Source organism: Actinopolymorpha sp. B11F2 (assembly GCF_040195635.1).
GTDB lineage: Bacteria > Actinomycetota > Actinomycetes > Propionibacteriales > Actinopolymorphaceae > Thermasporomyces.
In genome coordinates this window covers 83,291-97,515 of record NZ_JBEFTX010000003.1, presented here as the reverse complement: position 1 = coordinate 97,515, position 14,225 = coordinate 83,291, and the positions used below count along the sequence as shown (strand labels likewise).

The following is a 14,225-nucleotide window of genomic DNA, read 5'->3' as shown; positions in this document are numbered from 1 at the left end:
TTCGCAGGACGGGCAGGTCAACACGTCTACACCCACGTTCTCGGTCGTACGGAGTTCGCGAGGCTCACCATCGTGTACCGCTCGTCCTTGCCCGACGAGTGCTGGGCCAGGCGGCGATAGGTCCGGGCGAGCTCGCGGCGCAGTCCGGTGTCGGTCATCAGCGCGCCGAGCACGGTGGTGCCAGGTCGCACGGGCCGATCTGCCTGGACGTAGGTCTGCGCGGCGCTGAGGATCTCGACCGCGAGCAGGTCGTGGCGTACGGCGTCGAGCCCGAGGGCCTGGAGCCGGTCCGCGGCGTTGGTGATCTCGGCGTCGGTCATGGTCTCCGGCCGGCGGTTCCGCACCGCACAGGCGATGGTCGCCACCTGGGCGGGGACGTAGCGGCTGGAGACGCTCGGCACCGTGTCGAGCACGCGGATCGCGCTGGCCCGGTCCTCGTCCGCGACGAGGATCCTGGCCAGTCCGAACGCCGCGCTCACATACGTGCGGTCGGTACGCCAGATCGTGTCGTAGAGGCTCGCGGCCGAGCCCACGTCGCCGACGCACTCGCGGGCGAAGGCGAGGGCGAGCTTCGTGGCAGCTTCGCCCGGCAGCATGAAGTACAACTCGTCGAAGCGTTCGGAGGCGATGCCCAGCTCGCCCACGGACAGCGCCGCCACCGCGTCGTACCAGAACACTCTCCAGTCACCCGGAAGCGTCGAGGCGAGGTTGACGAGCAACGCCTCGGCACGCTTCAGGTCACCGAGCGCGATGGTGGTCCGCGTCATCATCAGCATGACCTCTGGCGACTGCACCGGACTCGCCTGCAGCGCGGCGAGCACGTCGTGCGGATCGCTCGTGGAGAGACCGGCCAGGAAGGTCGCGGCCGGGTCGCTCGGGTCGACCAACGGGACGGGCAGCGCCGCCGCCGCCTGCATCGGGTCGAGGACACCGAGCACCGGACCCTGCGTGCCCTCCAGCCCGGGGATCTCCGTACCCGCCGGGTCGGTCTCGATGCCGAACAGCCGGGACTGGCCTGGGCGCGGCCGCCCGTCCTCGGAGGCCAGCACCTCACGCAGGATGCCGGTGAGCTGCTCGGCCATCTCCGCCGCGTCCTGGAACCGCACACTCGCCTCGAGGTGAGTGGAACGTCGCAGGAACCGGTCCAGTGAGTCGTACCGCTGGAGGAGCGGGACTTCCTCCCGCGGCGGGAGCCGGTCGGTCAGCTTCGTCGAGAACCCCCTGAACGGGAAACTGAGCACGGCGAGGGTCCGCCCGACCGTGTAGAGGTCGGACGCGATCGAGGCGCCGGTGGTCGCGATCTCCGGCGCCTGGTAGCCGACGCTGCCGTAGATGTCGCCTTCGGCGCCGATCCGGGTGACGCCGCCGAGGTCGATCAGCTTCAGCTGCTCCTCGGACTGGATGGCGTTCTCCGGCTTGAAGTCGCAGTAGAGCAGACCCCGCTCGTGGAGGTAGCTGAACGCCCGGAGCACTTCGAGGATGTACGCGATGGACTGGCTGAGCGGGATCGAGGCGAGGTCGCCCTCCTCCTTGCGCAGCTCCAGCAGGTGGTCCTTGAGCGATCGGCCACCGACGTACTCCATGACGATGTAGCCGACCATCTGGGCCGTCGACGGGTCGAAGTGGCGGACGAAGTTGTAGATCTTGACGATGTTCGGGTGCTCGACCTCGGCCAGGAACGCCCGCTCGGCCGCCGCGGCGATGAGGGCCTCGGTGTCACCGGCGTTCAGCAGACCCTTCATGACGACCCAGCGGTCGTTGACGTTGCGGTCCCGGGCGAGGTAGATCCAGCCGAATCCGCCGTAGGCAAGACAACCCAGCACTTCGTACTGTCCGCCCACGAGGTCCCCGGCCTTCAGGCGGGGTACGAAGGAGTACCGGCGACCACACTTGCGGCAGAAGCCCTCCAGTCGCCCGGGCACGCCTGGCCGACTGCGGCCAACGGGCTCGTTGCAGCCGCTGCAGAAGCGGTCCTTCTCGCGGACCTCGGGCTTTTCGAGGACCGCCTCGGCGGGGTCGCGAACGGGCACCGGGACGACGTCGACCAGGCCCGCGCCGAGCGTGCCACGTTTGGCCGAGCGCGACGTGCGGCTGCTGGTCGTCCGCGTCCGCCCACTGATCCGGTGGGAGATGGACCCGGTGGAGATGCTGCGGGCCGAGGGGCTCGACACCACCGACTGACTCGAGACGCTCGACACTCTCGAGACGCTGGACGGGCTTGACGGGCTGGACACACTCGACGGGCTCGAGCCACCCGACGGGCTTGAGCCACCCGATGGATCCGACCCACCCGACGGGTCTGAGCCACCCGATGGATCCGACCCACTCGACGGATCCGACCCACTCGACGGATCCGATCCACCCGAAGGACCCGACCCACCCGAAGGACCCGACCCACTCGCCGGACCGGACGGCTGCGGGGCAGGCGACGTCGGCGCGAGCGACGTCAAGGGAATGGCACCGCCCGGTCCGCGAAGCTCCTGCTGGAAGTGTGTGGCGGGCTGCGGCGAGCCCGGCGGCGGCCCACCCGTCCAGCTTTGGCCGTTCGCCGGCCCGCCCGGACCCGGCGACCACAACTGCGCCCCGCCGGGATCGGCAGGCCAGGACGACGGCGGGCCGACGCCTGGTTGCATGGGGGCGGGTCCGTTGGCCGCAGGCATGCCCGACGGATGCGCTGACCCGGGCGGCTGCGGCGGCGCCTGGGGCGCCTGCGCCGGCCTGGCCGCTTGTACCGGCGACAGGCCACACACGTTGCAGTAGCCGTCCTCGACCTCACCGGTGCACGCGAGATCGGTGCATCGAACCATCCGGCCATTCCTCCTCGCCCTGACCGCCGACCAGTGCCGCCCTGTGGTGCCGGCACTGCGGTGCGGTTGGCACATGCGGACGTACGCTCCACACCCCACTCGCGTGGAACTGCGCGAGCAGAGAGATGGCGGGGCCAAGTCTCGCCCACTGTGGCGAGTGGGAGCAATAAATGGGAATAACCCGAAGTGGCCGGAGAGGCCAATGACCCGCCCGTTTGGGTTGTCTCTACGTTTTCACTTCGTTTGTACCAGTCCCGCCAGGCTGTTCCGAGCGCTGTTTCCCAAGCGCCACAAGGAAACGACCGCACTCTGTAACCGCTTGCGTGCGTATGGCCACATCGCGGCACCTAGAGCACAGGTTGTGCGGGATCGCGTACATTTGGGCCGCCCCATCTCCCTGGCTGGCGAGGATGGCACAGAGCATGACGTCGACATCAGACCCTTTCGGCGCATCCCACCGGGAAGTCTCCCGGCGCCGTGTCCTCGAGATCTTCGGTCTCGGCGCGGTCGGCGCGGTCGGCGCCACCGGCCTGACTGCCTGCACCACAGGCAAGGCCAGGTCAGATGGTGACAAGACATTCGCAGTCAGTGACGGCCCCGCGTTCCATGGCGGTTGGCCGTATCTACTGCCGGCCGATGGCGGTCACTTCAACCTGTTCTCAGAGGTCCAGAACCGCGTCGACCTGGGGGCGTACTTCGACCTCATCGTCGCACCAGGCGGCATGTGGTACTGGGCCCGCGAGGAGTGGCTGTACCTCGTGTGCGAAAGCTTCGACTTCGACCAGAAGTCGTTCGTCTACAACGTCGCCGAGAACCTGACCTGGAACAACGGCGAACCCATCACCGCCAGGGACGTCGAGGCGACGTTCTGGTGTCGCTGGATCATGCGCCAGCAGGAGTGGACGTTCATCAAGTCCCTGGACGTGACGGGCGAGCGTCAGGTCACGTTCCAGCTCACCAACCCCGCCGATGTGGTCGAGCGCTTCATCGTCCGCGCGAACATCTTCCCGGCCCAGATCTATGGCGACTTCGCGCTGCGGGCGAAGGAGCTCTTCGAGTCCGGTGGTTCGATGGACGACCCCGAGGGCGGCAAGCTCAGCGACGAGTTGCAGAGCTGGCGCCCGAAGGACCCGATGGAAGACCCGTCCGAGGTGATCACGTCAGGGCCCTTCCGCTACGACTTCGGGGCCTATGACGAAACCCGCCTCGTCCTTCGTAAGCAGACCAACGGCGTCCTCGCCGACAAGGTGAAGTTCGACCAGATCGTCATCTACAAGGGCGAGACCGCGGACATCACACCCAAGGTGCTCGACAAGTCGGTCGACTTCGCCACTCACGGCTTCCCCCTCAAGACACAGGAGCGGTTCGAGCAGCTGGGATTCCGCGTGCTCAAGCCGGTGACCTATATCGGACCGGCGATCACGTTCAGCCTCGACAAGGTGCCGATGTTCAAAGACGTCAAGGCACGGCAGGCGCTCGCCTACGCAATCGACAAGGCGCAGGCTGCCGAGGTCTCCCTGGGCGAGTCGGCCTACCCCTCGGAGTTCATGGCTGGGTTCTTCGACATCCAGGTCCGTGAGTGGCTCACCGAAGCCGACCGGGCCAAGCTGGAGCCGTACAAGTACAACCCCGGCAGGGCAGAGCAACTGCTGGTCGAGGCCGGCTGGCGAAAGTCGGGAACGCGCTGGACCATGCCGGACGGCCGACCCGCCAGATTCGAGTTCCTCTACCCCAGTGACTTCGCCGACTGGGGCGCTGCCGCGGTGAACGTCATGGAACAGCTGACCGACTTCGGCTTCGCGATCGAGGACAAGGGAATGGTCAACCCCGAGGTCATCCCGCTGATCCCGAAGGGGGAGTTCGAGCTCGCGATCCAGCAGTGGAGCGACGGAAGTCCGCACCCGTACTTCTCCCTGCAGATGGACTTCATCACGCAGAACATTCCCGTGGCGGTCACCCAACTCGGCCGCGGCATGGCGTTCGAGCTCACCCAGAACACCGAGGCCTTCGGCGAGGTCGACATCCAGAAACTCATCGCCGAAGCCGGCGCCGGGCTCGACATCGAGGCGCAGAAGGCGAAGGTCACCCAGCTCGCCTTGATCTTCAACGAGCTACTCCCGAAGATCCCGATCTTCGAACGTCTGGGCAACAACGCCGCCCTGGAGGGCGAACGCGTGAAGGCGTGGCCACCCGACGACGACCCGATCTACCAGAACGCGCCGTACGACGACAACCACGCCGTCATGCTGCTCCTCGAAGGCCGGCTCGAACCCGCGTGACACCCGCCGCCAGTGGCCAACAAAGTGGCCACGGGCGCGTGCAACGTGGCGGCCGACTCTGTCTATGATCGTCCCCATGGCCGATGACGAACTGGACTTCGAGTTCACTCGTAGCCGACGACGGCGCATCGTGATCAGCCAACCGCGGGTGATGCCCGTCCTGTGCCGGGACACCTCGCACACCTGGGTCGACGAGGATGCCATCGACACCTACTGTCGCGCGTGTGGGGCGACGCGGTATGTCGAGCTGTGGGACCTGCCCTCGGACGACGACAGTTAGTCGACCGCTCGCTAGGCGAGGTCGAGTACGACGTACTGGCCCTCGACCGTGACGGGGATCGTCTCCGCGACGTACGGACCCCTGACCCTTCCGTCCTCACCTGGCGCCGACTCGAGGATCTCGTCCCCTCCCCTGATCTCCGGTTCGTACGCGGCGACCCGGAGACGGTCCGGATCGCACCATGACTGTCCGGTCCTGATGTGGAACTCCCAGCCGTGATGGACGCAGCTGAGGATCTCGCCACCGGGCGTGTAGTCGAACTCCCCCGGTACCGACGCGGTGACGGTCCCCCACAGCTTTCCGCGACAGAGCTCGGCACCCTGGTGGGGACATCGGTTACGCAGCGCGAAGAACTCTCCGCTCAGGTTGAAGATGCCGACGGACCGACCAGCGACCTCGACGATCTTGCGGTCACCGGGAGGTATCTCCTCCACCGTCGCGACGACGTACTTCACGGCAGGCGGTACAGTCTGCGCGCGTTCTGCCGGAGCACCTTGTCGCGCGCGTCCTTGTCGCGGAGCAGCGGCACGGCACGCGCGGGTGTGTCGCCGTCCCAGTGCGGATAGTCGCTGGAGAACAGCAGCCGGTCGACGAACCCCGGATACTGGTCCAGCATCTGTCCGAAGTACTCCCGCCTCTCCGGCTCCTCCACCGGCTGGGTGGCGAGGTAGACGTGCTCGTCGAAGTACTCCGACGGCGGACGACGCACGTGCGGGACCTCGTGCCGCAGAAGCGTCCAGGCGTTGTCCATCCGCCAGCGAAGGGCCGGCGCCCACGCGAAGCCGTTCTCGACCGAGACGAACCGCAACGTCGGGAACCGCTCGAACACCCCCTCCATGATCAGGCTGGTGATGTTCGCCTGGACGGAGATCGCCGGTCCTACGTGGTCCTCGATGTAGTACGACGCCCAACCGGTGCCGGTGATCGGGTTCCCGCACGACCCGAAGGCGTGTGACATCACCGGCAGATCGAGCTCCGCACATGCCTCGTAGATCGGCCAGTACCGCCGCCGGCCCATCGGCTCCCTCGGCCGGCCACTGAACTGCACCTGGACGAACCGCCGGTCGTGGCCGAGCCTGCGGATCTCGGCGACCGCCGCGTCCGGGTCCTCTGTCGGCACCGCGATCGAGGAACGCATCCGCGGCTCCCGATCGAGCCACTCCGCGGCCTGCCAGTCGTTGATCGCCCGCGCCAGGGCTGCCGCGAAGTCCAGATTCTGCATGCCCGTCACGGGATTGGACGGGATGAGGACGCAGTACGCGATGTCGTGGCGGTCGAGGTGGTTCCGACCCATGAAGGCCACGTCGGAGCCGGACTTGCGTCCCGAGTCCGGCGCGGTGTCGGCGGCGTCACCCCAGAACCGTGGATAACCGCCACCCGCGTAGTGCCCGGGACCGAACTCGTCGAGCAACCGGTGCCAGCGCTCGGCGACGAACGGCCTCAGCTCCGACAGATCGTTCCAGGTGTTGTGCGTGTCGCAGTCGACGATGCCGACCTGGGTGTCGGGCTTCGGCCGGCTCGGTGCCTCTGTCACTGCGGTCATGAGAATCCTCCGTCGTCACGACGATTCGGCGTGGTTCAGGCCGCGGTACCAGCTCTGCGCATTCGTCGCCCTGATCCTGTCGGCCGTGGCCTCGGGCACCACGCCCAACAGGTGGTCGAGGTTTCCAGGAGACTGGTGCGGAAACCCGGTGGCGAACAGCAGCAGGTCCTCCGAGCCCAGCTGGTCGAGAAGGTCGAGCGCCAGCCGGTCGTCCGCAGGCATGTCCCACGGCTCCGCCGTCAGGCGTACGTGGTCACGGATGTAGGACGATGGCGGTCGCTTCACCCACGGAACCTGCAGCCGAAGGTTCTTCCACTCCTTGTCGAACTTCCACAGGTGCGCCGGCAGCCACGTCACGCCGCTCTCCACGAGGGTGACGCGTGCGGTGGGGAAGAGATCGAAGACACCTTCACTGACCAGACTGGTCAGCTGGGCGGCGAAGACGTGCGCCATTCCGACGTACTCCTCGATGAAGTACGACGGCCAGCCCACAGGTGTCGTCGGATTGCCAGGGGCGCCGCCGAAGTAGATCCCCGCTACGAGGTCATGGCGGACGATCGCCTCCCACAGCGGATGGAAGAGGCGGTTGCCGTACGGATGGTGGGCCCTTGCCGGCAGCGCGACCTGGACGAAGCCGGGGTGGTCCGCCACCCGCTCGATCTCCGCCGCCGCCAGGTGAGGAAGCTGCGACGGTACGACGATGGACGCCCGCAGCCGGCTGTCCCTGTCGAGCCACTCGGCGATCTGCCAGTCGTTGGTGGCTTTCGCCAGCGCCACCGCCTGGTCGGGGTTGTGCAGTCCGTTCACCGCGTAGGTGCACAGGAGAATCGCGGCCTCGACGGACGGGCCGAGGACCTGCCGCTGAGTCATCTCCAGGTCAGGCGGCCCGTCCGCGACCCGACAGCCGGGCCGAACAGCGATGTCGGAGTTCGGCGGGTAGGGGGCGTCGTAGCCGGCCGGGCCACGGAAAACGGTGTTGTCGATCTGCTCGACCCAGTAGTCCGAGAGGTACGGCAGCAGGGCGTGGACGTGGGGAACTTCGTTGTGCACGTTGGAGTCGATGATCGTCAACGCCGATTCCTTCGTCGTTCCGCACGGTGCAATTCATCAGACGTTTCCACTGCAGGCTACCCCGGACGAACGTGTTCACGATCGCGACGACGTGACCAGTGTGGCCATCGGCGGGGTGGATCGTGGTCGTCACTGGCCGGCTGAGGGCTGGCGCTGGATCTGCTCGACGGCGGCGGCGAACTCGGCGGACAGGTGCGAGTCACGAAAGATCGCGGCTCCGTCGAAGACCTGGAGACCGCGGCTCGCGTGGTCGGACGCGGCCGTCTCGCGCAGGCTGGCCGGGAAGTCCTTCGCGTCCAGAATCAGCTGGACCGGCCGGTCGTGCGGGACGAACGCGGCCGACGCTTCCAGGAACTCCCGCCCCCAGCCCGGACCTCGCCCACTCTTCGCGCAGTAGATCAACGGCGTGAACACGTCGATCGCCGGAGCGAGCATCGCATAGTCCTGGGCGAAGATGCGGCTCAGCGCCCGGTCGAACTCCTCCGGCCGCCACGGACACATGTACGCCCCCACCACGCAGTCGGGCAGGTACGCATGGATCAGGTCGGCGTACTGGCCGGCGAACACCGCGATGCGTTCGCAGTTGTGCCGCTCCCACTGCTTGGCCGCCGTACGAAGAATCTCCTCGGGCGAGGTCGTGTCGAGGCCGGTGGCGGTACAGAAGTCCGCGACGCATGCCGCGCAGAAGCAGCTGTCCTGCAGGTCCGGATCCGGCACCTCGAACCAGCCGGCGTGGGTCAGGTAGTCCAGCCAGATGCCGGCGGGTTGAAACTCCCGCAGTCCGGCGACGAGATCGGCCGTGATCTCCTCCAGGAAGTCCTGCTGGGACAGGCAGACGCCCTGGACCAGCCGGCCGTACCGGATCGGCTGACAGTCCACGCCGAGGGGGATCAGCTCCGGCCGGGCGGCGAAGTCGGCGCGGAACGTCTTGAACTCCACGCACGCCGCCACGCCGTGCTGCGCGCAGGCGTCGAACGCCGCCGGATCGAAGCCGTGGAACCACAGGGCGTTCGCGCCGTACCGCTCGAACCGGTCGAGGAACTCCACCGCGGCACCGCCGTACGGACCGAAAAGAGCAGGGATGGTACGCATGTCGTCTTCTCCACATCGACTCGTCAGCGGGGCGTCGGCTCGTCGCGGGTCACAGTCCGGGCGGGTGCCGGCGATGCCAGGTGGTCTCGGACTGGAAGGCCGCGGCGGCACGCACGAGGGCCGCCTCGTCGAAGTGCCGCGCCACCAGTTGGACAGCGGTCGGCACGTCGTCCGGCGAGAATCCCGACGGCAGGGTGATCGTGGGGCTGCCGCTCATGTTGAACGGGACGGTGAACTTCCGCAGCCGCGACCGGTCCGGCCCGGCGAGTTCGGCGAGAAGGTCGACCGGTGGCGTCACGAACGCCATGGCCGGCATCACCAGCAGGTCAGCCGCGTCGAACACCGCCGCCAACCGCCCGCTGAAGTCCGCCCGCGCCAGGATCATCCGCTGGTACTCCATGCCGGTCAGAGCCCGGCCGCGGTCGAGCAGGTCCACCAACGCCTGGCCATAGCCCTCTCGTCGCGCCGGGAACGTGGCCTCGTGCGCGATCGCTGCCTGCACCGCGCACAGGTCGAACCAGGTCGCGACCACGGCACGGGGATCAGGAAAGCGGATCTCGACGATCTCGGCTCCCAGCGACGCCAGGACGGCGACCGTATGGTCCACGCCCGCGGCAGTCGGATCGTCGACGTCGGTGTGGATCCAGTCGCTGTCGACACCGATGCGGAGTCCCTTGACGGGCTGACCGGCCGCCCCCACCAGGTCGGGCACGGGCTCTCGGGCAGCCGTCGGGTCGGCCCGGTCGCTGCCGGCGATCACCTGGAGCATGGCCGCCGCGTCGGCCGCACTGCGGCACATCGGACCCACGTGGTCCAGGGTCGCGGCCAACTCGGCGACGCCGTGCCGGCTGACCCGGCCCCAGGTCGGCTTCACGCCCGTGACCCCGTTGGCCGCCGACGGGAAGCGGATCGATCCTCCGGTGTCCGATCCGATCGCTCCGTAACACAGCCCGGCGGCGACAGCCACGCCGCTGCCGCTCGACGACACGCCCGCATAACGTCCGTGGTCCCAGGGATTCAGCGGTGCCCGCAGCGTCGGGTGGTACGCGCTGAACGCCCCCTCGGTGAGGTTCAGCTTGCCGAGGATCACCGCGCCGGCCGCCTGCAGGCGTGCGGTCACCGTCGAGTCCGCCGCAGCGATCGCCTCGGACCGAATCGGCATCCCCGCGCGCGTGGGCACGTCGGCGACGTCGACAAGGTCCTTGACCGCAACCGGCACGCCGTGCAGCGGGCCCCGGATCCGGCCGGCGACGACCTCCTCCTCGGCCCGGCTCGCCTGGGCGAGCGCCCGGTCGGCAAGGACCATGGCGTAGCTGCCGAGCTCGTCGTCGAGGGCGGCGATGCGTTCCAGCTGGGCCTTGGTGGCCTCGACGGGAGAGACCTCTTTCGTACGTACAAGAGCGGCGAGTTCGGTCCCCTGCAGGTAGTGCAGCTGGTCTACGGCTGTCATGCGTACGGCCTCCGGCGGGTCAGTCGATCCCACTGCTCTGTCTCACCGGACACACCCCTTGAGCAGGCAGCTTGCCGCCGTTGACCGAGCCGGTGACGTGATGGGTACGCTTCGGGCTCCGCGGTCGTTCCCACCCGGAGATACTCACACAACGTCGCCAGCGCAGTCGACGGCCTCGAGGCGATCACCAAGGGCACACAGGCGGCCATGACCTTCGACTCCACCCGTCGGGCGTGCTACACGGGCAACGTCACGCAGGCGATCGTGAACAATCTCGCGCCCTTGCTGTTCATCGTCTTCCAGACCCGGTACGACGTGCCGGTGGAGATGCTGGGCCGGCTCGTCCTGCTGAACTTCGCCACCTAGCTGGTCACCGACGTCATCGCCGTCAAGGTGGTGGATCGGGCGGGCTACCGCGGGCCGCTCGTCCTCGCCCACGTCCTTGCCGCGTTCGGCCTCGTCCTGCTGTCGGTGGCGCCGAGTCTGGCCCCGTCGCCCTACCTCGGTCTCTGTGTGGCAGTGATCGTGTACGCCGTCGGCGGCGGACTGCTCGAGGTCCTGGTCAGCCCGGTCGTCGACGCGTTGCCCACACCGCAGGCGGCGAAGGCGGCGCAGATGAGCCTGCTGCACTCCTTCTACTGCTGGGGCCAGGTCGGCGTCGTCGCGGTCACCACGCTGCTGCTCGCGGCCATCGGTCAGAGCTCGTGGCAGGTGTTGCCCCTGGTCTGGGCGATCGTCCCACTGATCAACCTGGTCGCTTTCCTGCGGGTTCCGCTGCCGGCCACCGTGCCCGACGAGCACCGCATGTCGCTGCGCGCGCTGCTCGGCGCGCCCGCCTTCGCGATCGCGATGGTCCTCATGCTGAGTGCCGGGGCGGCCGAGCTGACCATGTCCCAGTGGGCGTCGCTGTTCGCCGAGGAGGGCCTCGGGGTGTCAAAGGTCTGGGGGGACCTCGCCGGGCCGTGCCTGTTCGCCGTCCTCATGGGCATCGGCCGGATGGCGTACGGCCTGTGGGGAGAACGGATCCCCCTGCTGCCCGCGCTGGTCTGCTGCGGCTCCCTCGCTACCGCGTGCTACCTGGTGGCCACCCTGTCCGCCAGCCCGGTACTGAGCCTCGTGGGGTGCGCGCTCTGCGGTCTGGCGGTGAGCCTGCTCTGGCCGGGGACGTTCAGCCTCGCGGCCGCGCGCTTCCCGCTCGGCGGGGCCGCGATGTTCGGCGTCCTGGCCATCTTCGGGGACGCCGGCGGGGCGGGCGGGCCGTGGATCACCGGGGCCGTCGCCGACCTCGCCTCGTCGGGAGGCGACGGCGTCCTGAGCGACCTCGCGGCGAGCCTTCCCGTCCGTGACGGCTCCGGCCTGCGGGTGGGACTCCTCGTCGGCGCGGTGTTCCCAGTGACGATGGTGGTGGCCGCGCTGCTGTACGCGGCCGCCAGTCGACGTCAACAGCCGTTCGACCGGCGACGGCCAATCGACCAGCGACGGCAGGCCGGCGTGGACAGCCCTCAGGACTCCACCTGATCGTCGGGACCGACGGAACCTCTCGAGCCAGCCGAAGACCCGCCTCCAGCGGTCATGGTTGTAGCGTGACGTGGTGGTCGCCACTGGCCGCCCTGCTGATGATCTCAAGGCACGCGCCTTTCTCGGAGTGCGGGTCATTGGCGTTGCTATGGCCTATTACGCCGGGACATATCTGAGTGTCTTGACCAAACCGCTCGGCCTGCCGGTGACGTCGCTGTGGGTATCGGCGGGAATCGCGTTGGCCAGTCTCCTGCTCTTCGATATCCGGATATGGCCGGCCATCACACTCGGCTCGTTCCTGTCCAACGTACAGGCGGTGCCTGCGCCCGAAGCGCTCCTGGTTTCCCTTGGAAATACTCTTGCACCGGTCTGTGCCTATCTCCTCCTCCGGCGCGTGGGGTTCAGGATCGAGCTGGACCGATTCAGGGACGCACTGTCGCTGGTGCTCCTTGGCGCCTTTGGGGCAATGTCGCTCAGCGCGGCACTGGGCACTGCCGCACTCGTGGTCGCGGATGTCCTGCCGGCGCGACAGTTCCTCCAGGTGTCGGTCGTGTGGTGGTCGAGCGACGTGTTGGGCGTCCTGGTCGTGGCCCCGTTCATCCTTGTTCTGAACAGGTTTCTGCGTGCCATGCGAGACGAGCCCCGGCTCGCCATCCGGGTCGGGTCGTGGCGGGGGCTCGAGCTTGCTGGTCTGCTGCTCACCACCCTCACACTCACGATCATCGGAGACAGAGAATTCGGCGTCCCGTTCATTTCCTTTCCACTCGTCGTACTGGCGGCACTGCGGTTTCAGTTGAATGGCGTGGCGCCATGCGCGCTGATCGTGTCAGCTGTGGCGATCGACACCGCTGCGCATGGTTACGGCCTCTTCGAGGGGCGCAATCTGTACGAGAATGTCGTGATCCTTCAGGTGTTCAATGGAACGTTCGTTCTCACGGGGCTGCTGCTTGCGGTGGTCATCGCCGAGTGGCGCCAAGCCCGCGCGGACGTCCAGCAAACGTGCTTTCGCCTGGCCGAGGTCGTCGAGCGGTTACATCAGAGCCTGCTCCCGGACGCAGAGTCGTACCGGGAAATGTCGCACGGGGAAGAGCAGAGTACGACGCGGAAACAGTCGACGGGCAGCGTCAGAAAGAAATGGGTTCCACCACCGCGCTATCGATAGATGCGGGCTCGGCGTTCGTACCGGCTCGGCGACGCGCTCTAAAATCGGCGTGTGACCGAACCTTCCCGGCTCGCCCAGATCGAGGCCGACCTTGCCCACGCCGCCGAACTCCGCCGGCAGCACACGGACCTGACCCGACGGCTGTCGACCGAACAGGCCCACGTCCAGCTTCTGGACAAGCAGGTCAAGGAACTCCGCGATCGACTCGCCGACGAGGCCAAGGACGTCGACGCGCTGGAGTCCTTCTCGCCCACCCGAATCTGGGCGACTCTTCGCGGATCACGTACCGACGATCTCGACCGTGAACGCGCCGAGCGTGATGCCGCCAGCTACGCCGTCGCGGAAGCGGAGGCCCGACGGGCCGCCGCCCACCGTAGTGCGGAGTCGGTCCAGGCACAGCTCGACGGGCTGGGCGACGTCGACGACGTCCACAGCCGTGCCCTCGCCGCCAAGGAGCAGTGGGCGCTCACCAACGACTCTGCTCTCGCCGCATCGTTGGAGGACATCGCCAGGCAACGCGGCGCGCTCATCGCCGCGCGCAAGGAGACCGCCGAGGCGTACGCAGCCGGGAAGGCGGCCTCTGCCCTGGTCGAGCAGGCGGTCGAGGTCCTCGGCAAGGCGGAGTCGTGGTCGACCTTCGACACGTTTCTCGGCGGCGGACTGGTCACGGACATGATGAAGTACAACAGGATGGACGAGGCTACGGATCTCCTTCACCGCGCAGATGTCGCGCTCGGGGACTTCTCGCGCGAGCTCGCCGACGTGGGGATCGCCGCGATCGGTGGCGTGCAGGTCGACGGCATGACGCGTACCTTCGACGTGTTCTTCGACAACATCTTCAGCGACCTGGCGGTACGGTCACGGATCCAGGAGGCAGGCCGCCGCGCTGAAACGGCGAGCAAGGCCGTACGTCAGGCACTCCAGCAGCTGGAGAAGACCTCGCGTGACATCGCCGGCCAGCTCAGCGAGCTCGACGCGAGGCGAGACCACCTCCTGTCCGGGTGAGGCTCGCGTGCACCGACG

12 protein-coding genes are annotated in these 14,225 nt (G+C 67.8%); 6 read left to right on the top strand and 6 right to left on the bottom strand.

The window, feature by feature from the left end:
• Positions 1-26: 26 nt before the first annotated feature.
• Positions 27-2,120 (bottom strand): serine/threonine-protein kinase, encoded by a 2,094-nt coding sequence (locus ABN034_RS06860; protein WP_502878993.1) that lies wholly within the window; start codon positions 2,118-2,120, stop codon positions 27-29.
• A gap of 1,109 nt (positions 2,121-3,229) precedes the next feature.
• Here ABN034_RS06860 and ABN034_RS06855 point away from each other — a divergent pair.
• Together ABN034_RS06855 and ABN034_RS06850 are read left to right on the top strand one after the other, a co-directional pair.
• Positions 3,230-5,086, top strand: a complete 1,857-nt coding sequence (locus ABN034_RS06855; protein WP_349690139.1) for an ABC transporter substrate-binding protein — start codon at positions 3,230-3,232, stop codon at positions 5,084-5,086.
• A gap of 76 nt (positions 5,087-5,162) precedes the next feature.
• Positions 5,163-5,366: a hypothetical protein gene (locus tag ABN034_RS06850; protein ID WP_349690138.1), complete on the top strand. Its 204-nt coding sequence runs from the start codon at positions 5,163-5,165 to the stop codon at positions 5,364-5,366.
• Positions 5,367-5,377: 11 nt separating this feature from the next.
• Here ABN034_RS06850 and ABN034_RS06845 read toward each other — a convergent pair whose 3' ends face one another.
• The 5 genes from ABN034_RS06845 to ABN034_RS06825 all read right to left on the bottom strand — a co-directional run bounded on the left by ABN034_RS06845 (position 5,378) and on the right by ABN034_RS06825 (position 10,522).
• Positions 5,378-5,821, bottom strand: a complete 444-nt coding sequence (locus ABN034_RS06845; RefSeq protein WP_349690137.1) for a Rieske (2Fe-2S) protein — start codon at positions 5,819-5,821, stop codon at positions 5,378-5,380.
• Complete coding sequence (locus tag ABN034_RS06840; protein ID WP_349690136.1) at positions 5,818-6,909, bottom strand: amidohydrolase family protein; 1,092 nt, start codon at positions 6,907-6,909, stop codon at positions 5,818-5,820. Before ABN034_RS06840 ends, ABN034_RS06845 begins: the two co-directional genes overlap by 4 nt.
• A 15-nt stretch (positions 6,910-6,924) precedes the next feature.
• On the bottom strand, positions 6,925-7,980 hold the full coding sequence (locus ABN034_RS06835; RefSeq protein ID WP_349331379.1) for an amidohydrolase family protein: 1,056 nt from the start codon (positions 7,978-7,980) through the stop codon (positions 6,925-6,927).
• A gap of 129 nt (positions 7,981-8,109) precedes the next feature.
• Positions 8,110-9,072, bottom strand: a complete 963-nt coding sequence (locus ABN034_RS06830) for a hypothetical protein (protein ID WP_349690135.1) — start codon at positions 9,070-9,072, stop codon at positions 8,110-8,112.
• A 49-nt stretch (positions 9,073-9,121) separates the two neighbouring features.
• Complete coding sequence (locus ABN034_RS06825) at positions 9,122-10,522, bottom strand: amidase (RefSeq protein WP_349690134.1); 1,401 nt, start codon at positions 10,520-10,522, stop codon at positions 9,122-9,124.
• A 207-nt stretch (positions 10,523-10,729) separates the two neighbouring features.
• Between ABN034_RS06825 and ABN034_RS06820 the strand changes: the two genes are divergently transcribed.
• From ABN034_RS06820 to ABN034_RS06805, 4 genes are all read left to right on the top strand, one after another.
• Entirely contained in the window at positions 10,730-10,888 is a 159-nt protein-coding gene (locus ABN034_RS06820) for a hypothetical protein (protein ID WP_349690133.1), read from the top strand.
• Entirely contained in the window at positions 10,889-12,040 is a 1,152-nt protein-coding gene (locus tag ABN034_RS06815; protein ID WP_349690507.1) for an MFS transporter, read from the top strand.
• Between the two features lie 73 nt (positions 12,041-12,113).
• Complete coding sequence (locus ABN034_RS06810; RefSeq protein ID WP_349690132.1) at positions 12,114-13,202, top strand: MASE1 domain-containing protein; 1,089 nt, start codon at positions 12,114-12,116, stop codon at positions 13,200-13,202.
• A gap of 51 nt (positions 13,203-13,253) precedes the next feature.
• Entirely contained in the window at positions 13,254-14,207 is a 954-nt protein-coding gene (locus ABN034_RS06805) for a hypothetical protein (RefSeq protein WP_349690131.1), read from the top strand.
• The last annotated feature ends 18 nt before the right edge of the window (positions 14,208-14,225 follow it).